Source organism: Kitasatospora phosalacinea (genome assembly GCF_030268885.1).
Lineage (GTDB): Bacteria > Actinomycetota > Actinomycetes > Streptomycetales > Streptomycetaceae > Kitasatospora > Kitasatospora phosalacinea_C.
In genome coordinates, this window is sequence record NZ_BSSA01000005.1 from 294,732 (window position 1) to 312,547 (window position 17,816).

The following is a 17,816-nucleotide window of genomic DNA, read 5'->3' on the forward strand; positions in this document are numbered from 1 at the left end:
CCGGCGCTGGGCGGCTACGAGGAGGGCGTTTCGGGGGCGGGGCGGCGCAACCGCTTGAGCAGGGCGATGTCGGCGGCCTGACGGGCGCCCTCGACCCGGGCGGGGTCGTGGCGGCCGTCCGGCGTCTCGATGATCAGCGGGACGCCCGCGGTGGCCGGGTGCGCGAGCAGCGCCTCGAACGCGGCCGCGCCGATGTGGCCCGCGCCGATGTTCTCGTGGCGGTCCTTGCGGGCACCCGCGACGTCCTGCGAGTCGTTGGCGTGGATCAGCCGCAGCCGGCCGGGGCCGACCGCCCGGTGCAGGGCGTCGAAGAGCTCCCCGATCCCGCCCGGTGCGGCCAGGTCGTGCCCGGCGGCGAAGGCGTGGCAGGTGTCCAGGCAGACGCCGACCAGCGGGTGGTGGTCGAGTGCCTCCAGGAAGGCGGCGAGGTCGTCCATCCGGGAGCAGAGCGAACTGCCCTGGCCCGCGGTCGGCTCCAGCAGCAACCACGGGGCGTCGGTTCCGTACCGGTCGAGGCCGTCCAGGATCGGCAGCACCTGCTCGCGGACCCGGGCGAGCGCCTCCGTGCGGGTTCCGCAGAGCGCGGACCCGGTGTGCACGACCGTTCCCAGGGCGCCGATCGCGGCCGAGCGGTGCAGCGAGTGCGTCAGCGATTCGGCGGAGCGCTCCCGGGTCGCGGCCGAGTCCGAGCCGAAATTGATCAGGTACGGCGCGTGCACGTACGCCGGGACGCCCCGCTCGGCGCAGGCCGTCCGGAAGGCCAGGTCGTGCGCGGGGTTCCCGACCGGAGTGGCCCACCCGCGCGGATTGGCGACGAACACCTGCACCGCCTCCGCCCCGACCTTCTCGGCGTAGGCCAGCCCCGTGCCCGCCAGCCCTTTTCCGGCGACGGGAACGTGGGCACCGATCGGGTTGCGCAAAGCGGAATCCATGCTCAGGAGCATCGCACGGCGGGACGGAAGCGCAGACCACCGGGGTCGGCGCCCCTCCCGGAGTGCTGTGCCGCTGATGCCTCGGGGCGGTGGTACGGGCGGCGCGGTGGCACGGGGCGGCGCGGTGGCACGGGGCGGGGGGTGGCGCGGGGGATCGGGGCGGCGCGGGGCGGGAGGTGGCGCGGGGCGCACCGGGGGCGGAACCCTACCGGGAGCGGAACGTGCCGAGGGGCGCGGGAATGGATTTCCCGCGCCCCTCGACGGACGTCCGTCCGCCCATTGTCCGGCCGTCCGTCAGTGGGTCGGCTCCAGGGAGCCGGAGGACGCGACGGGGACGTCGACCGACTTGCGGTGCCGCATCGCCGTCGCGGAGGGGATCAGGGCGGCGGCCAGCAGCGTGACCGCGATGAAGGAGACGGTCAGCGAACTGGCCTGGGCGATGCCACCGACCACGGCCGGGGCCACCAGCCCGGAGGTGTAGGTGATGGTGGCGACACCGGCGATGGACTGGCTCGGGTTGCTGCCCGCCCGGCCCGCGGCGGCGAACGCGAGCGGGACGACCACGGCGATGCCGATGCCGATCAGGGCGAAGCCCGGGATGGCCACGTACGGGCTGCTCGCGAACACCACCAGCAGGCCGCCGGTGGTGGCGACCACGCCGCTCAGCCGGACGGCGCGCACCGGACCGAGCCGACGGACGACCGCGTCACCGGCCAGGCGGGCCGCGGCCATGGTCGCGGCGAAGGCGGTGAAGCAGGCGGCGGCGACGGAGGAGGAGGCGCCGGTGATGTCACGGAGGTAGACCCCGCTCCAGTCCATCGAGGCGCCCTCGGCGAACACCGCGCAGAACCCGACCAGGCCGATGACCAGCGCCTCCTTCGGCGGGAGGGCGAACCGCGGCGGGGCCTCCTCGCCAGCGGTCGGCCGGACGTCCAGCACCCCGCGGGAGACCACCTGGGCGAGCACCACCAGGATCGCGGCGGTCACCGCGTACTGGACGCGGGCGTCCACGTGCTGATGGGCCGCCAGGACACCGAAGGCGGAGGCCACCAGACCGCCGACGCTCCACATGCCGTGCAGACCGGACATGATCGACCGGCCGAGCCGCTCCTCCACCTCGACGCCCTGCGCGTTCATCGCGACGTCCGACATGCCCGCCGTGGCGCCGTAGAGGAACAGCGCCAGGCAGAACACCACCAGGTGGGGGGAGAGCGCGGGCAGCGCCAGCGACAGGCACCACAGCGTCAGCAGGCCCTGCAGCGCCGCCCGGGCACCCAGGCGGTGCACGATCCGGCCGGCCAGCGGCATCGCCACCGACGCCCCGATGGCGGGGAACACCAGGGCGAGACCGAGCTGGCCCGGGCTCAGCTCCAGGTGGTCCTTGATCCACGGGATGCGGCTGACGAAGGTGCCGGTGACGGCGCCGTGAACGGCGAACACCAGCGCCACGCTCATCCTCGCGCGCTGGACGTCCTTGAGAGTCTCGCCCATGCTGGGCTCCCCCTTGGGTCGGTCGGATGGCAATAAACTATCAGGTACCCTGCCTGTTAGAAACCTCTGGAAGGATGCAGGCTCATGACGACCGCTCGCACCGCCACGCCGAGCACCGCCCGGGCCATCAACGACCGGCTTGCCCTCGACCTGCTGCTCGAACGGGGCCCGCTCACCGCGTCCGACCTGCGCACACTGACCGGACTGTCCCGGCCCACCGTCGCCGACCTGCTGGAGCGGCTCCAGCGCAGCGGTCTGGTCGCCCACGCGGGCGAGAGCGCCGCACTGCGCCGCGGCCCCAACGCCCGTCTGTACGGACTGGTCGCCGACCGCGCCCACCTCGCCGGGATCGACATCCGGGCCACCGGCGTCAGCCTGGTGGTCGCGGACCTGACCGGCCGGACGCTCGGCACGGCCACCATCGCCGCCTTCGCCCCCGGCGCGGGGGCGGGTGCCGGAGCGGGTACGGGGACGGGGGCGGGGGTCGAGGCGGGGGGCGTGACGAGCGCCAAGGCGGGTGCCGGGGCCGGGGCGGTGGACGGCGACCTGCTGGTGGAGCGGACCGTCGAGACGCTGCTCGCCACCGCGGCCGAGGCCGGGGCGAAGGAACTGCACACCGTGGCCGTCGGTGCGCCGGGCCTGGTCGACCCGGTGACGGGCATGCTCAACAACTCCGGCAAGCTGCCCGAGTGGCACGCCAAGCTGTTGGCTGCCCTGCGGTCGCGCCCCGGAACCGAGGTGATCCTGGAGAACGAGGTGAACCTGGCCGGGATCGCCGAGCACCGCATCGGCGCGGCCCAGGGGCGGCGGGACTTCGCGCTGATCTGGCTCGGGCACGGCGTGGGCGCCTCCGTGGTGCTCGACGGACGCCTGCGTCGCGGCGCCTCCGGCGGCACCGGCGAGATCGGTTTCCTGCCCGTGCCAGGGACCGTCGGACTCCCCGACTCCAAGAAGTGCGACGGGGGCTTCCACTCCATGGTGTCGAGCGCCGCGATCTGCGAGCTCGCCGCCCGCCACGGGCTCGCGACCGGGCCCGGCATGGGGGGCGGGGTGGGCGGTGCCACAGCCGGGGGCGCCGGTGCGGCCGAGGAGCAGGAACCCGCGGCCGCGGCCGTGGTACGCCGGGCCGTCGAGACCGGTGCCGACGACTTCCTGGACGAACTGGCGCAACGGATCGCCGTCGGAGCCTCCGCGATCTGCGTCGTGCTCGACCCGGGCTGTGTGGTGCTGGGCGGGGAGATCGGGCAGGCCGGAGGACCGGAACTGGCGGACCGGGTCGAACGGCACCTCTCCCGGATCTCCCCGCTCGCCACCGAAGTGCGGGCCGGCACCGCGGGCGGCGGCGCCGTTCTGGCCGGTGCGGTGCTGACCGCTGGGGACGCGGCGCGGCGGGAACTGTTCGGCGGGGACTGACGGTACGACCCGCGGCGCACCGTACCGAGCGCTGCCGTCGATGCCCCGCCCGCCGGGCCGAACCGCCGCCCCGTCCCTCGGAGCCAGGCCGCTGTGCCCCATCCGCTCCGTCGTCGGGCGGTGCGTTCCGGCGCGGTGGCGGTCCGCTCCCCGTGCAGGCGGTTCCTGAGCGGGTGGTTCCCGAGCGGGCGGCTGCCGGGTGGGCGGTGGTGGGGTGTGCACGGGGACGGGCGTCGGTACGGCAGGATGGCGGGGTCCGCCAGTTCGTTCTTGAATCGTCCGGGAGCCGCATCGATGGTCATGTCCGACCGGCCCGTCCACCCGTACCGCATCGGTGAGGCTGCCTCGATGCTCGGGGTGAGCGCCGACACCATGCGGCGGTGGGTGGACGCGGGTCGACTGCCGGCGATGCGCGACGAGCACGGCCACCGGATCATCGCCGGGGCGGAACTCGCGGCGTTCGCCCGGGAGTTGGCCCGTCCGGAGAACAGCGAAGTGGAAGGGCGCTCGTCGGCCCGGAACAGGTTCCCCGGGATCGTGACCGCAGTCGTCCTGGGGGACGTCGCTGCGCAGGTGGAGATCCAGGCCGGTCCGTTCCGGGTGGTCTCCCTGATCAGCCGTGACTCGGCGGAGGAACTCGGCCTCGTCCCCGGGGCGCCCGCCACTGCAGTGATCAAGTCGACCAACGTCGTGGTCGAGCGGCGCTGAGTCCGGGCCCGGCCGCACCCTCCTCGCCCTGCCTCCGGTCCCGGTTCCGGTCCCAGAACCAGACCCAGAGCCGGTCCCGGACCGTCCTGGACCGGCTCCGCTGTCCGGCCGCCCGGGCGGTAGCGGCGGCCGGGAGCGGGAGGTGGACCGTCGCCGCCTAGGATGCGGGGGTCTGCGGCCGAGCGGTGGTGAGGCGGCCCGTGCTGTGAGTATCCCGACCGTGCGAGAGGACGATTCCGTTGAAGAGCCGCGTGCGCGCCGTTGCCCACCGTGGTGACCCGTACCTGCACCGCGAGAACACCCTGCCGGCGGTCAGCGCGGCTCTCGCTGCAGGAGCCGACGCCGTCGAGGTCGACGTCCAGCTCACCCGGGACGGGGTGCCCGTGCTGCTGCACGACCACACCCTCGAACGCCTGTGGAACGACCAGCGTCGGATCGACCGCGTGGCGCTCGACCAGTTGGAGGAAGTGGCCACCCCCGGACTCCGGATCCCCACCCTCGCCGAGACCCTGCAGGTCGTTGCCGCCACGGACGGCGCGCAACTGATGATCGACCTGGACGAGGCCCGCCCCGCTGCCGCCACCTGGCAGGTCGTCAGCGATCTCGGGGCGGCGGACCGGGTCGCCTTCTGCGGGTCGGTCGCCGCCATGCTCGCGGTGCGCGAACTGGCTCCCGAGGCGGAGATCTCCCTGACGTGGAACCGCCTCCAACTGCCCAAGCAGCGGTTGCTCGCCGAACTGCGCCCCAGCTATCTCAACCCGCCCTTCGGCCTGGTCGACGAACGACTGGTGGCCGCCGTCCACGACGCCGGGATGGGCCTGGCGACCTGGACCGTGGACCTGCGCCGCACCATGCGGCGGATGCTCGCCCTCGGGGTGGACTCGTTGACCTCCAACCGCATCGCGCTGCTGCGCCGGACGATCGACCAGCACCGGGCCTGACCCACTGGGAGCGGGACGGTCCACCCGGGCGCCACGCCACGCCTGCCGCCTTTCCCTGTCGTCCGGGCCGTCATCTGTTGGAATAAGCCGATCATGACGGTGTGTCGGCTGCGGAGGTGGCGGTGACGGCAGAGGACTCCCCGAATCCGCAGGACCGGGGCGACCGTTCGGACCCGGCCACACCTTCGAGGGGTGGAGCCGGAGAAGGAACCGGAAGAGGAGCCGGAACAGGGCTGCCAGGAACATCAAGTGGGGATCCCTTCTCGGGAGGCGGTGGCGCGTCGGGCGCGGTCGCCGTGACGAGTGCGACCGGCACGGACCTGGACGACCGGCGGCCGTCCCAACTGCTCCCGGTGTCGGTCAGGTCGGCCGCGGCCTGGTCGGCCGCGGTGATCCTCTTCATCACCGTGGCTGCGTTCGCCGTCTTCGTGGTGGTGGAACTGCGGGCTGCGACGATCCCGATGGTGATCGCGCTCCTGGCCACGGCCCTGCTGTATCCAGTGATGCCCTGGCTGGTGCACCGTGGTGTCAGACGGGGGGCTGCAGCCGGGCTGACCTGCACGATCCTGGTGCTGGCGGTCACGGGCGGGATCGCACTGCTGGTCAATTCCCTGGTGAACAGCGCACCGCAGATCGCTTCGGGGCTCCAGCAGGCGGGCGACCGCATCGCCTCCTGGCTGGGCCCGTTCGGAGACAAGATCCAGTACGCGCTGAAGGAGAGCTCCGGCTCCGGGAGCACCCTGGTGGACTCACTCGCCAACGGCGTCCTCTCCGGGCTGGGACTGGTCACCCAACTGCTGACCGGAGGGGTGCTCTCCCTTGCGCTGGTCTTCTTCTTCCTCCGGGACGGGCACCGCTTCGGCGACGCGATGCGCGAACTGATTCCCGGTCGGCACTCCGAGACGGTGATCGCCTGCGGTCAGCAGGCGTTCACCGCGATGGCGGGCTTCATGCGGGGCACCACCTTGATCGCGCTGATCGATGCCACGTTCATCTCCATCGGGCTGCTGGTCCTGGGCGTCCCCGGTGCGGCCGGGCTCGGCGCGCTCGTCTTCATGGGTGCTTACATCCCTTTCGTCGGTGCCTTCCTCTCGGGAACGGTGGCCGTCCTGGTGGCCCTCGCGAACGGCGGACTGGGTACTGCCCTGTGGGCCCTCGGGGTGGTGTTGGCGGTGCAGGCGATCGAGGGGAACATCCTGCAACCCCTCATCCAGAGCCGGACCGTCGAGCTCCACCCGGCCACCATCATGATCGCGGTGGTGGCCGGGTCCGGGATCGCCGGAATCATCGGTGCCCTGCTCGCCGTGCCCGTCAGCGCTGCCGGACTCGGCGTGGTGTCAGTCCTCCGGGGCACCGCGGGGAGCCCCGACCTGCCGGGCAGCCGTCGAAAACGTCACCGGCTCGAACCCTGAGCATGCGCGGGCCCGGACCGCCGGGCCTCGTTCCTTCCGCCCGCACCGGGGCCTTCGGACGGGCGTCAGGAAGCGGGGAAGTACGCAGTCGTCCAGCGGTCCAGCTCGGCGAACACCTCGGCCCGCACCGGGTCGGCAGACAGAACCAGGTCGTGCAGGCCTCCCTCGATCCGGACGGTGGTGACGTGGCGCCCGAGCCGCGGTGCGAGCGCGGCGATGTCATCGGCACGCAGCACCGCGTCGGTGCGTGTCAGGGCCGGGTCCCACCGGTTGGTGACGGTGGAGGCGGTCGAGGCCATCAGCAGGACCGGGCAGTCGATCGGGAGCCCGCGGCGTACCTGCCGGTGGCCGCGCTGGATCGCCGCCAGCCACCCCGCGAAGAGCGGGAAACCCTCGGCCGGTTTCAGGGCCAGGTCGAACTCCCAACTGCCGCGGTGGCTCCGGTGGAGGCTGTGGACGTAGTGCGGGTTCAGCGGTGCGGGCAGCCTCCGCGTGGGTGCGGCCCGCCCGATGGCGTCGAGAGCAGGAGCGCCGAGGGCCCGCACAGCCGGGGCCGCGGGCATCGAGAGGAACGGACTGTTGAGGAACAGGCCGTCCACCAACCCTCGTCCGGCCCGACGGGCGGCCCACAGGGCAGCCACCAGCCCGCCCGTCGAGTGTCCGTTCACCAGGAGCCGGGTGTGGCCGTCGAGCTCCCGGATGATCCGGACCGCCTCGTCCAACTCCTCGTCGTACGCGGCGAGGTCCTTGACGAAGTTGGGGGAGTGGTGCGGACGGAGCGACCTGCCGTACTTGCGGAGGTCCAACGCGTAGAAGGAGAAACCCGCAGCCGTGAAGTGGTCCGCCAGGTGGGTCTGGAAGAAGTAGTCGTTGTAGCCGTGCAGGTACAGCACGGCCCGACGGGACCCTTCGACCAGCCGACGGACCAGGGTCGCGCTGACCTCTCCCTCCTCGTCCGGGAGCAGCGGAAGCTCCGCCGCCTCGTACGGGGCGCCGAGGATGTCTTCACGGAATTCCACGCCAGTCACGCCCATTTCCCGTTTTTCCCGTTCCGCCGCGCCGCCCGGGCCCACCCCGGGCGGTACCACCTCAGCGACCATACCGGTCAGTAGCTGCCTTCGTTTGGGAAGACTGCCCTGGTGGGGCCTAAGCTGCCCGCATGGCTGTCCCTTCGTCGATCGTTCTTCGCCCCGTCACCCCACGGAGGTCGGCCCGATGAGCGGCATCGCTGCCGACGGGGCGGAACCGCGACCGGTGGAGCGCCAGGTGGCGCTGGGAACCGCCAAGTTGATGCCCGACATCGACCACGACGGCGGCTGGCTGCTCACCCTCGACGGAACTCCGCAGTCGTACGTCGACCTCCAGGACCCGACACACCTCGAGTTCGAGTACGTGCAACGGATCGCACACCTGCTGGACGTGGTCGCGCACCCCGGCGAGCCGTTGGAGGTGCTGCACCTGGGCGGTGGTGGGCTCACCCTGCCCCGCTACCTGACTGAGAGCCGGCCGGGATCGCGGCAGCAGGTGGTCGAACTGGACGGCCCGCTGACCGAGTTCGTCGCCGAGCACCTCCCTTTGCCCTCCGGCATCGACGTGACGGTGGGGGACGCCCGCGCCGCGCTCGCAGCCGTGGCGCCCGCCAGCGTTGACGTAGTGGTGGCTGACGTGTTTCGGGGCTCGCGGACACCGGCGCACCTCACCAGTGTCGAGTTCGTGCGGCTGGCAGCCGCCGTGCTCCGCCCTGGGGGCTGCTACGCGGCGAACCTGGCGGACGGCCCACCGCTCGCTTTCGCCAAGGCCCAGACCGCCACGGTCGCCGCTGTGTTCGCCCACGTCTGCCTGGTGGCCGAACCTGCGGTGCTGCGGGGACGGCGCTACGGAAACGTGTTGCTGATCGGTTCCGACGTGCCACTCCCCACTGGCGAGCTGACCCGACTGCTCGCCTCCGATCCGTTCCCCGCCAGGTTGACGGAAACGCCGGAGCGGGCGGTGGAACCGATCACGGATGCGACGGCCGAGGACTCGCCACCTCCTCCCAACGGGGCCTTCTCGGTGGGCTGAGACAGTTCGCTCGGCAGGTGGAGTGCTGTGCTGGAAGTCGTACCTGATGGGAGGTTCTCCTCTCGAGGGGCGGGTCAGGTGGCGGAGAAGACCAACCGGCGGGTGCCGTCGCGGTAGCCGACCAGCTCGAGGGCGGCGACCGCTGGGTGGTTCGCGAGATCGGTTTCGGCCCGGATCACCTCGGCCCGGGTTTCGGTGGCCAGGATCCGGGTGCTCTCGGCGAGGATCTCTGCTGCGAAACCCCGGCCCCGGAACTCGGGCAGGACGCCGAGGTACCCGACCACCGGAACGACGGAGTTGTGCGAGGGGATGGCGAAACCGACCACCTGCCCCGCTGCTGTTCGAGCTATTCGCCACCAGGAGCGTCGGCCACGCATCTCCCAGTGGTGGAACGCGACCTCGCTCCGGGCGTGAGTCTCCGCGCCGACGAGCAGTGCTTCGCGAACGGACATCACGTCCAGGCTCTTCGGCAGGGATCGGCGGAAGAGGTCGACGAAGACTTCGTCATCCGGTTCCGGAGCGAAGGACAGCCGGTCCGACAAGGTGGGAACGGGCCGGTCCGTCGTCCGCTCGAAGCGGAGTCGTTCGACGGTGAGCCGTAGGCCGGCGGCTTCGGCCGCCCTGCGGCGCCAAGCGACCGATGCGGCGACCTCTGGGCGGTCACGCCAGTCGGGCGGCAGGAAGAGGTGGTAATCGGGCGCCGGAACCAGCCCGTCGGCGGCGAACACCTGGTGTGCGGCGGTGAGCAGTGCAGCCGCGATTGCACAGCGTGGATCGGTGAGCGGTCGGGACGACGATGGCGCTCTCCGACGGGGGCCGTTGAGGACCCACAGCGGATCGGGCCGGGCGAACAGGGCGTCCAGATTGCTCGGATGGTCGTCGGCGGGGCTGCCCCACCAGATGGCGACGGCCAGAGGTGCCTGGCCAGGGCCGGGTTCTGCCACCCAGATCCAGCCGGGGCGGTACTCGCCGTCGGCCAGGCGGGCGCGGACCGTGTCTGCCGAGACCGCGGTGGACGGGTCGGGCCGTACCTGGGCCAGCACGGAGTTGAGTTCCTGCAGGACGATCGGACGGAAGATCACAGTGCCTCCGAGAAAGGGAGCGGGAGGCGCCGAACCCGATCGCGGCGGTCAGTCGCGCCTACAGCGCGAGAAGGGACCTGCCGCAAGGACCGGTGATCGGGAGCGCCACGGAACGGCTGCGGATTATCGGAACCATCGCGGAACTCCTCTCGGAACAAGGTGCTACGAGACCTCGGAAACCTGCCGGGAGCACCCGGAGGGACAGCAGCGAGACCTCGTCAGCCGCCGTCGATGGCCAAAGAGTAGGAGTTCTGCCGGATCGCCTGCAAATTATTATTCGGGGAGGTGATTCTCCGGCTGGATGGGCAGGGAGTTGCCGACCGTATTGTGTGCGTCGACAGGCATCCCGGGTTTCCGCGGCCCCTGGAATCCCGCTTCGGGCAAGAGCTTCGCGGGCATGTGAAGGACTGCTGTGACAGGCCCGCGCCCGGGCGGTCGGCTGAGATGCGGAGACCACCCGGGCGCGGGTTACGCAAAATCGCCCGATAGAGCGAATGTGCGGGTTTTGAGTCCAGCGGCGATTGATCGAATCGCGTGGCGGCAATAGGGAGCACAGAAGTGGAACGCGGGGGAGGTAGGAGGGCGAGCCGCGGTGTGAAGGGGGAAGGGAGCCAGTGAGTCCGGGCAGTCGATGGTCGCAGCGCCGACTTCGACACTGGCGGCCCGTCAAAGGCTCAGGCTCGGCCGACCAGTGCGAAGCCGGCGTCGGTGACGGCCGAGCGGATCTGGTCGTCCTGGAGGGGTTCGGTGGATTCGACGGTCACCCGGCCGGCCTTCGCGTCGGCGGTGACGTGGGTGACTCCGTTCAGCGCGGTCAATCCGGCGGTGACGGTCCGCTCGCAGTGACCGCAGCTCATTCCCTCGACAGTGAAGACAGCAGTGGTGGACATGGATACCTCCGTTGAACGTGCAGGACCGGTCGGGCGACCGTGCAGGGGCGTGGGACGCCGTCCAGCACAACGCACCCGATCGGGGAGCGGCACCGGGACACGCCGGTGGATGCCCCCAACGAGTGGTGCCCTGAAAGGGAGTTCGCCGCGGCCGGGGTGCTGGTGGCCGGCGGGGCAGGACGGACGAGGGGTACCGCCCGGTAGGCAGCCGAGCGGCCGTCCTCATCGTTCCGGTGGCCAGGGCTGTGGAGCAAGCCTTGGCAAGGGTGGAGGAATTTCATTTGTTGAAATATTAAAAATGTCCCGCTACGGTCAGCCTCGTCGATATCACCGACGTTCGGTGGGCGGCCGTCGGTGCAACAGGAGGGGGAGTCATGGCGGGGGATTCTGTGGCGACAGCCGAGTGGCGGGAGCCTGCGCTCGCACCGCTGGAAATTTCGGCCGCGCGGTTCGCCGCCTCCATTCTGCTCGGGCTGGTGGCCGGATTGGTGCTGCAAGCATGGACGGTGGCGTTCCTGGGGCGGCTCGGTCCCGAAGCGCTCTACGTCCGCGCGGTGTACACACCCGTCGGCTACCTCGTACTGGCAGTGACGGAGGGCCTGGTGGTGGCCACTCAGGTATCCGCTGGGATCGCCGCTCGCGAGGGACGGAGCCGGGACGCGCTCAGGTCCGTACCGACCTTCTTCGCCATCGGAGCGGGACTGCTGCTCCTGCAGGCCGTTGTCGCGCTGGCGGCCCCCGGCCCGGTCCTGACCGCGCTCGGGGTCGCCCCCGATGCCCGGCGCACGGTGCTGGTCTTCATCGTGGCGCTCGCTCTGACCAGCGCGCTCGGGCTGGTCCCCTACCTCGGCGCGGGGGTGCTGCGCGGCCTGGGACACACCGGTCCGGCTGCCTGGCTCGGAGTGCTGTTCACCGCGTTGTCCATCACCGGGACCGCCGTGCTCCACGCGGTCACGCGCCTCGGTGTGTTGGCGGTGCCGATCGGAGGACTGCCGGCCACCGTGATCGTCGGTGCAGCCGTCGCGGTCGTCCTCCGGAGGAAGCAGGTCGCCCGGCCCGTGCTGGCCGGTGACCGGGCAGCGGCGCGCGAACTCCTGAGCCTCGGCGCGCCGGTGGCGGGCACCTTCCTGCTGCTGTCCACAGTGACCTTCGGCTACCTGCGGGTACTGCACGGGGCCGGCCCTACCGAGGTCGCGGGATTCTCCCTCGGACAGATGGTCGTCGGCCTGCTGACGGTCGTTGCGATAGCCGTCGGCTCCGGCGCGGCGATCGCGGTCACCCTGCGGCCGGGCGAGAGCCGGAGGGCCCTCAACCACACCGGCTTGATCACCGTCCTGCGGCTTTCGCTCCCCCCGTACCTCCTGCTCGGGGCGGCGGCTTTCCTCCTGCGCGAGCCGATCACCGAGGCCCTGACCACGGATCGAGCAGCGGCTTCCGTCGCAGCCGGGTACTTCGCCTGGGTCGGTCCCACCCTCGTGCTCTTCGGCGGCACCCTCGCGCTGCTCAGCTACCTGGAACAGATCGGCCGCGCGGGAGTGGCCTTCCTGCTGAACGTCGTGTACTTCGCGGTGATGCTCGCCGCCGCGTTCCTCATACCCGGGCCCGTGGACGCCCGAGACCTGGCGAAGCTGATGGCAGCGGGCAACGTCATCGGATTCATCAGCCTCTGGTTCAGCGCCCGCCACCTCGTCCTGCGCCGATGACGTGCCGCGGTCGACTGCGGCGGAACGGCGCCACGGACGGTGCGGCTCCCGGCAGGGTCAGTTCCCGGCCAGGTCGTCGGGCACCAGGGAGAAGACGAGCAGGTCCACACGGCCGGCATGGACGTAACCCGCGTTCCGGAGGATGCCCTCCTGCTGGAACCCGGCCTTCTCGGCGACCCGCCGGGAAGCGGTGTTGCTGGTGGCGGCGAACAACTGCAGCCGCTGGAAGCCCTGCTCGCCCAGCAGCCATTCGCCGAGGGCCCGCGTCGCCTCGGTCGTCACACCACGACCTCGGGCCCACGGCGCGCTCCAGTAGCCCACCTCGCTCACCCGGGCCGGCCAATCGGTCTTCTTGAGCCCGACCGTCCCGAGCAGTTGCCCGGAACCGCTGTCGGTGACGGCGAAGTGGATGCCGTCGCCGGACGTACGCAGGCGGTGGGACACTTCGGTGCACCACGACGTCGCGTGTTCGATGGTGTACGGGGAGGGCAGCGGCAGCCACTGCTGGGTCAGTTCGTCAGAACAGGCGGTCCTGGTGTCGTCCGCATCCTCCGCGGTGAAGGGCCGGAGCAGCAGCCGATCGGTGCGCAGAACGGTTTCGGGAAAGACAGGCGGCATGTGGAACTCCTGGTGGAAAGGCGGATACGACCCAATGCAACCACCGTGGAGCCGGCCGGTGCCCGAGAGGGTGCTCCCCGTTCGGGCCGGGTGCGACCACAAGTGACAGCCGGACCCGGCGCGTTCCCAAGCCCCGGCGAGTCGGCGCTTCGCTGCCCGTGGGTCCGCGGATCGTGGCGGCCCAGCCTAACTGGGTGCGAAAAGCTGCTCTCTGCCGAGGACGAACCGCTGCCCCGTACCGCCGAATTCAACGTCCAGCGGGGTGGTTTCCAGTGCGGTGGCAGCCGGGAGCCGGTGCGGAGAGAGTTGGGCGATCGGCGTGGTGGACGACGTGGAGGCTTCGGTGACGCGGGTCGGCAATACGATGTTGGGCACCGTGCACGGCTCGCCCAACCGGCCGACGCGCACCTCGTCCACCGTACCGACGACGGGCGCTACCAACTGCACAGCCTGGTACGGCTGCACGCGGAGGAGACCGAGCGGCAGATCGTCCCACGCGTGACCACCCACTACCTGGCACTCACCACCCCCGCCGACCTGACCGTCCGGGCCGAGCGGCTGCGCGTCCTCGAACTCGACGAGGTACTGCAGCAGCCCGCGGACCGAGTCGACGTGCTGGTGCGCCGCTCGCCCTCCGCCGCATAGGCACCCGGCCGGGATGCGATCGGGTGGCCGGAGGCCGAACGGCCGGACCTGATGGCGGTGCTGCGTGCGGCGGTCCGGTTCGGCTTCGACCGCCAGGCGTGGCAGCTCGCCGAGGTCCTGACTGTGCTGTTCCTGCACCACCGCTACCTCGCCGACCGGCGCGAGTCCCCGTCCTCGGTGCGGGTGCCGTCCACCGCGACCACCAACCCGCAGCCGAGGCGCCTGCGCAGCATGCTCTCCCGACCGCTGCTGGACCTGTAGCAGGACGAGCGGGCGCCGGCGGAACTGGGGACCACGATCGCGCTGGCGGACGGCTCCGGGCACCGGTCCTGCCGGGTTCGGTCCGTGAATTCCCGGACGCCACTGGGACGGACGGGACCTGGAACGCGTGGCAGCCGCCCACCGGGAGTCGCTGACGATCAACGAACGGGCCGGAGAAGCGCGCGGCGCGGTCCACGGCACGCGAGAGCGCCGAACCGAGGACGTCCGAGGCGGAACGGTAACTGCGTGTCGCGCACGAGGAGTTCCTCGGTCTGGCCGGGAAGGACGGGGCGCTGGCGCCGGACCGGCGGATGGCCGCCCCGGCGACGCTCGGAGGGGCGATCGAAGAGCTCGAGGAATTCGTCGAGGGAGACAGCGAACGGCGACGACCGCTCGAACGGGACCTGGCATTCCATCCGAGGAGCGACAATCTGCGGGGGTCGGAAATCAAGGTATGACTTTCGGGGTGAAACTTGGTGACTACCCGTTCGCCAAGAAACCGTGCTGATGGTGGACCGCAGGATCAACCAATTGGAATCCGAAAAATATCCAGTTGGTTGGTTTGGTGGCTATTTCGCTTTATCAGGGTGTCGGCTCAGGAAGGCTCGGGCACCTTCTGGATCGTCAGCTCGCGGCAGTGCGAGCCCAGGTCCAGTAGGAGGCCGGAATGATCGAGCAGTTCGGGGCGGAGCTTGACCCGCAGCGTGCTGTAGAACGCGGCGGCAGCAGGCCCGGGCGCCAGCAGCGCCCGGTCGGCGGCGGGGCGAACCGCGAACCGAGGTCCGTTCCGCAGGTCGACGAGGACGCCGTCGGGCAGTGGCACGACGACCAGGAGAGCGGTGTAGTGGACGCGGAGTTCGGCGATCCGGCGATGAGTCGCGTCGGACGAGGCGGACGGACGCCGACAGAGCAGGACGGAGGCGCTGTCGGTCAGATGCGTGTCAGGCTCCTCGGCACCGCTCGCGAGATGTCGGAGCACGCTGTCGCTCTCCTCGCCGGGCTCGCTCACCGGTGCCGGGTAGCGGCGCACCGATACGCGGAAGGACGGGGCGTCGGAGGCAGTGAGAACCGTCTCCACGTAGAAAGAGGTGGCGGGGCCCGCATCGTCCCCAGGCACGGGCGGGAAGATCCTCGGCCGCCCGCTCGGCCCAGGGGGTGGATCCAGTTCCAGCAACTGGTACAGCAGGTGGCGAAGCCTCGGAAAGGCTGGCTCCTGCTCCGTGGAAGCGCGGCCGGTGACGGTTGCGAGCAGTTGGGGGCGGTGCTCGGAGAGCACCTCGTCGATCTGCGGACGCATCGGTGCGGACCGGTCGAGCAGGGGCACGGACCGATGGAGCGGGTGTCCGGCCGCACCAGGCACGGCCGCCTCTCCGAAGGCTTCCAGCAAGACGGGCTTGCCGAGCGCGGTTCCGTGGAGGGTCGTCGAACCGTGGTCACCGATCACCACGTCGGAAGCGGTCAGCGCCTGCTGCCAGCCCTCCGCCGGATCGATCAACAGGACACCGGCAGCCAGCGCCGCACGCTGCGCCACCTGTACCTGCCAGGCTCTGTGACCGGACCAGACATTCAGATGCAGCACCAGGGTGAGCCGGTACTCGTCCGCAGGGAGTTCCGCCAACAGCCGGTCGGGAAGGTCGGGGCAGCGGCCGATCAGCGAGCCGGGATGCCAGGTGCAGGGGAGGAGGACCAACTGCTGACCAGGCTCGACTCCGAGAGGAGCGGTAGCGTTCCCGCCAATGCAGGTCCGTGTGCAACCGGTCCAGACACGGATCGCCCACCAGCACGGTCCGGCCCACGGTGGCCGGGAGGGCAACGGCGAATTGGCGTTCCTGATCGGGCTTCGCCTCGGCGAGTTGATCCCATGGCAGAGCGTGGCAGTGCAACGGATGGACCGGTTCGGGAACGCCTCCACCGTAGGCGGACGAGCGAGGTGGCCGTCCGGGCCGCGACCGCCACGGTGCGCGCTGTCGAAAGTGCGCCAGCGCCAGGCGTCCGGACCGACCGGGACGAGGATGCGCCTGTCGAAGTCCATCGGGCACATCCGCCCCTGCGAGCGGCGGTCCCGAACCGGTCAGCGCTGCACGCCCGGAGGCGCGGTCCGCGGACCGCGTGCGTACGGGTAGCGGATCGGAGGGTTGTGACAAGGTATTCAACGCCTGATTCTCCGTGTCCGCCGGGTTGTCCCGGAGGCTACTGGAGGGCGGGAAAAGGTGGTGGCGAAACTGGTCCGAGGCGTGCCAGGAGAGCGGCGGACGCGTCCGGAGGGCCGGTGCGGCGGAGAAGGGACGGCATTGGTGCGGGTACGAGTGGCAGCAGCTCAGTTCGAGTGCGTCGAGGGCGACGTGGAGTCCAACGTGCGGCAGATCGCCGACCTGGCGTTGGAGGCGCGGGAGGTCGGTAGCACGGTGATGGTCTGTCCGGAGTTGGCGCTCACCGGATACGTGCCCGAGCTGATCGGTGCCGACCGCAGGTTGTGGACGGAGGCGGAGGACGCGCGCCTCGATCCGCTGCGCGCCACGGGGATCACCGTGGTGGTGAACGGGGCGGCCGCGGGGCCGGGCGGGCGGCCGCAGATCGTCAGCACCGTATACGGGGCGGACGGCACCGTGGCGGCGGTGTACGCGAAGGAGCACCTGTACGAGAACGAACAGGAGGTGTTCGAGCCCGGGAGCGGTGGCGGCCGGTTCTGGTCGGACGGCATCGGCTATTCGCTGGCGACGTGCTTCGACAACCACTTCCCCGAGGTGCCTGCGCGGAACGCCGCTCGGGGCTGTCAGGTTCACCTCGCGAGCTCGCTGTACGGGACGGGAGGAGGACGCGAGGAGCGCGTCACCGTTCACCCGGCGATCGCCAAGGCCACCGGGATGTACGTGGTGCTCGCCAACCACGTCGGCTCCGCCGGGCCGTGGACGGGCTGCGGGGGCAGCGCCGCGTGGGCACCCGACGGGGCCTTGATGATCGAGGCCGACGAGAGCGGGCCCCGGCTGCTGGTGGCCGATTTGGAGGTGGGGACGGACCACTGAGACCTGGAAGCCCGGAGCACGAGGCCGAGGGTTCAGCGGTAGTCGTCGTCGGGCACGCGGTCGGCCAGGTCGTCGAGCACGGTGAACCGGACCGCCTCACGGAGCGACTCGTCCGGCTCGGCGTCGTCGAACTCGGCCTCGCTGTCCTCGTCCGGGTACACCAGGTGCACGGCAGCCTCTTCCGCGGTCGCGGCACCGGCGTCCGGGCCGACGTCGGTGCCCTCGGTGTCGATGCCGTCCTCGACCAGGCGACCGGCCCGCGGCGAAGGTCCGTCGGGCCAGCGGTCGTCGACCGCCTCGGGGCTGTCGTCGGGTTCCTCCTCCGCCAGCAGCTGGTCCAGGGACTCGCCGCGCTCGGCTTCCTCCGGTGTGGTGCCGTACGCGGTGGCGCCCCGGTAGCCGTCCGGCGGGATGACTCCGGTGTCGAGTGGGTCGTCGTCCAGCCGGTCCGTGAGCAGGGAGTCGGCAGGTTCGAGAACGCCGTCGTCCTCGGCGGGTTCCGGGTCCTGGGCGTCCCAGTCGGTCATGACAGCACCTGTCCTCGTCACTCGGGGTGAGGTCGCACGCAGTTTCTTCATGCTCGCCAGGGAGTCACCCGGCCCGCAACACGGCGCGGTGGCGGGGGGCCGGTGCGAC

General features: G+C 71.1%; 18 protein-coding genes. 9 read left to right on the top strand and 9 right to left on the bottom strand.

The window, feature by feature from the left end:
- Nucleotides 1-14: 14 nt before the first annotated feature.
- On the bottom strand, nucleotides 15-932 hold the full coding sequence (locus QSK52_RS10650) for a deoxyribonuclease IV (protein ID WP_285735707.1): 918 nt from the start codon (nucleotides 930-932) through the stop codon (nucleotides 15-17).
- Between the two features lie 294 nt (nucleotides 933-1,226).
- The gene (locus tag QSK52_RS10655) at nucleotides 1,227-2,423 is read right to left on the bottom strand and encodes an MFS transporter (RefSeq protein WP_285735708.1); all 1,197 of its coding nucleotides are present in this window, start codon (nucleotides 2,421-2,423) and stop codon (nucleotides 1,227-1,229) included.
- Nucleotides 2,424-2,507: 84 nt separating this feature from the next.
- Between QSK52_RS10655 and QSK52_RS10660 the strand changes: the two genes are divergently transcribed.
- The 4 genes from QSK52_RS10660 (at nucleotide 2,508) to QSK52_RS10675 (ending at nucleotide 6,897) form a co-directional block, all read left to right on the top strand.
- Nucleotides 2,508-3,836, top strand: coding sequence for an ROK family transcriptional regulator (locus QSK52_RS10660; protein WP_285735709.1), 1,329 nt, complete (start codon nucleotides 2,508-2,510; stop codon nucleotides 3,834-3,836).
- A 294-nt stretch (nucleotides 3,837-4,130) separates the two neighbouring features.
- The gene (locus QSK52_RS10665; RefSeq protein WP_285735710.1) at nucleotides 4,131-4,544 is read left to right on the top strand and encodes a TOBE domain-containing protein; all 414 of its coding nucleotides are present in this window, start codon (nucleotides 4,131-4,133) and stop codon (nucleotides 4,542-4,544) included.
- Between the two features lie 239 nt (nucleotides 4,545-4,783).
- On the top strand, nucleotides 4,784-5,485 hold the full coding sequence (locus tag QSK52_RS10670) for a glycerophosphodiester phosphodiesterase (RefSeq protein WP_285735711.1): 702 nt from the start codon (nucleotides 4,784-4,786) through the stop codon (nucleotides 5,483-5,485).
- Nucleotides 5,486-5,781: 296 nt separating this feature from the next.
- Nucleotides 5,782-6,897, top strand: a complete 1,116-nt coding sequence (locus tag QSK52_RS10675) for an AI-2E family transporter (RefSeq protein ID WP_285735712.1) — start codon at nucleotides 5,782-5,784, stop codon at nucleotides 6,895-6,897.
- Nucleotides 6,898-6,962: 65 nt separating this feature from the next.
- Here the strand turns inward: QSK52_RS10675 and QSK52_RS10680 are convergent, their stop codons facing one another.
- A complete protein-coding gene (locus QSK52_RS10680) occupies nucleotides 6,963-7,916 on the bottom strand; it encodes an alpha/beta hydrolase (protein WP_285735713.1) in 954 nt (317 codons plus the stop codon).
- Between the two features lie 196 nt (nucleotides 7,917-8,112).
- Here QSK52_RS10680 and QSK52_RS10685 point away from each other — a divergent pair, with 196 nt between their 5' ends.
- Nucleotides 8,113-8,958, top strand: a complete 846-nt coding sequence (locus tag QSK52_RS10685) for a spermidine synthase (protein ID WP_285735714.1) — start codon at nucleotides 8,113-8,115, stop codon at nucleotides 8,956-8,958.
- Nucleotides 8,959-9,032: 74 nt separating this feature from the next.
- Here QSK52_RS10685 and QSK52_RS10690 read toward each other — a convergent pair whose 3' ends face one another.
- Nucleotides 9,033-10,040, bottom strand: coding sequence for a GNAT family N-acetyltransferase (locus QSK52_RS10690; protein WP_285735715.1), 1,008 nt, complete (start codon nucleotides 10,038-10,040; stop codon nucleotides 9,033-9,035).
- Between the two features lie 674 nt (nucleotides 10,041-10,714).
- On the bottom strand, nucleotides 10,715-10,930 hold the full coding sequence (locus QSK52_RS10695; protein ID WP_285735716.1) for a heavy-metal-associated domain-containing protein: 216 nt from the start codon (nucleotides 10,928-10,930) through the stop codon (nucleotides 10,715-10,717).
- A 374-nt stretch (nucleotides 10,931-11,304) separates the two neighbouring features.
- Here QSK52_RS10695 and QSK52_RS10700 point away from each other — a divergent pair, with 374 nt between their 5' ends.
- Nucleotides 11,305-12,633 carry an MATE family efflux transporter gene (locus QSK52_RS10700; RefSeq protein WP_285735717.1) on the top strand — a complete coding sequence of 443 codons (1,329 nt, stop codon included), beginning with the start codon at nucleotides 11,305-11,307 and terminating at the stop codon, nucleotides 12,631-12,633.
- Between the two features lie 57 nt (nucleotides 12,634-12,690).
- Here QSK52_RS10700 and QSK52_RS10705 read toward each other — a convergent pair whose 3' ends face one another.
- Together QSK52_RS10705 and QSK52_RS10710 are read right to left on the bottom strand one after the other, a co-directional pair.
- On the bottom strand, nucleotides 12,691-13,251 hold the full coding sequence (locus QSK52_RS10705) for a GNAT family N-acetyltransferase (protein ID WP_285735718.1): 561 nt from the start codon (nucleotides 13,249-13,251) through the stop codon (nucleotides 12,691-12,693).
- A gap of 186 nt (nucleotides 13,252-13,437) precedes the next feature.
- Entirely contained in the window at nucleotides 13,438-13,716 is a 279-nt protein-coding gene (locus QSK52_RS10710) for a hypothetical protein (RefSeq protein ID WP_285735719.1), read from the bottom strand.
- 33 nt (nucleotides 13,717-13,749) lie between these two features.
- Here QSK52_RS10710 and QSK52_RS10715 point away from each other — a divergent pair, with 33 nt between their 5' ends.
- Entirely contained in the window at nucleotides 13,750-13,896 is a 147-nt protein-coding gene (locus tag QSK52_RS10715; protein WP_285735720.1) for a hypothetical protein, read from the top strand.
- A 51-nt stretch (nucleotides 13,897-13,947) separates the two neighbouring features.
- A complete protein-coding gene (locus QSK52_RS10720; RefSeq protein WP_285735721.1) occupies nucleotides 13,948-14,157 on the top strand; it encodes a hypothetical protein in 210 nt (69 codons plus the stop codon).
- A 595-nt stretch (nucleotides 14,158-14,752) separates the two neighbouring features.
- On the opposite strand, the gene QSK52_RS10725 is transcribed toward QSK52_RS10720, so the two are convergent.
- Nucleotides 14,753-15,847: a hypothetical protein gene (locus tag QSK52_RS10725; protein ID WP_285735722.1), complete on the bottom strand. Its 1,095-nt coding sequence runs from the start codon at nucleotides 15,845-15,847 to the stop codon at nucleotides 14,753-14,755.
- Nucleotides 15,848-16,463: 616 nt separating this feature from the next.
- Here QSK52_RS10725 and QSK52_RS10730 point away from each other — a divergent pair.
- A complete protein-coding gene (locus tag QSK52_RS10730; protein ID WP_285735723.1) occupies nucleotides 16,464-17,180 on the top strand; it encodes a carbon-nitrogen hydrolase family protein in 717 nt (238 codons plus the stop codon).
- Nucleotides 17,181-17,212: 32 nt separating this feature from the next.
- On the opposite strand, the gene QSK52_RS10735 is transcribed toward QSK52_RS10730, so the two are convergent.
- Nucleotides 17,213-17,707 (bottom strand): DUF5709 domain-containing protein, encoded by a 495-nt coding sequence (locus QSK52_RS10735; RefSeq protein ID WP_285735724.1) that lies wholly within the window; start codon nucleotides 17,705-17,707, stop codon nucleotides 17,213-17,215.
- Nucleotides 17,708-17,816 lie beyond the last annotated feature (109 nt).

Coding starts and splice junctions, on each gene's coding strand:
- QSK52_RS10650 (WP_285735707.1), bottom strand. CDS start 932: ATGGATTCCGCTTTGCGCAACCCGATCGGTGCCCACGTTCCCGTCGCC.
- QSK52_RS10720 (WP_285735721.1), top strand. CDS start 13,948: ATGGCGGTGCTGCGTGCGGCGGTCCGGTTCGGCTTCGACCGCCAGGCG.
- QSK52_RS10695 (WP_285735716.1), bottom strand. CDS start 10,930: ATGTCCACCACTGCTGTCTTCACTGTCGAGGGAATGAGCTGCGGTCAC.
- QSK52_RS10660 (WP_285735709.1), top strand. CDS start 2,508: ATGACGACCGCTCGCACCGCCACGCCGAGCACCGCCCGGGCCATCAAC.
- QSK52_RS10705 (WP_285735718.1), bottom strand. CDS start 13,251: ATGCCGCCTGTCTTTCCCGAAACCGTTCTGCGCACCGATCGGCTGCTG.
- QSK52_RS10685 (WP_285735714.1), top strand. CDS start 8,113: ATGAGCGGCATCGCTGCCGACGGGGCGGAACCGCGACCGGTGGAGCGC.
- QSK52_RS10735 (WP_285735724.1), bottom strand. CDS start 17,707: ATGACCGACTGGGACGCCCAGGACCCGGAACCCGCCGAGGACGACGGC.
- QSK52_RS10655 (WP_285735708.1), bottom strand. CDS start 2,423: ATGGGCGAGACTCTCAAGGACGTCCAGCGCGCGAGGATGAGCGTGGCG.
- QSK52_RS10665 (WP_285735710.1), top strand. CDS start 4,131: ATGGTCATGTCCGACCGGCCCGTCCACCCGTACCGCATCGGTGAGGCT.
- QSK52_RS10700 (WP_285735717.1), top strand. CDS start 11,305: ATGGCGGGGGATTCTGTGGCGACAGCCGAGTGGCGGGAGCCTGCGCTC.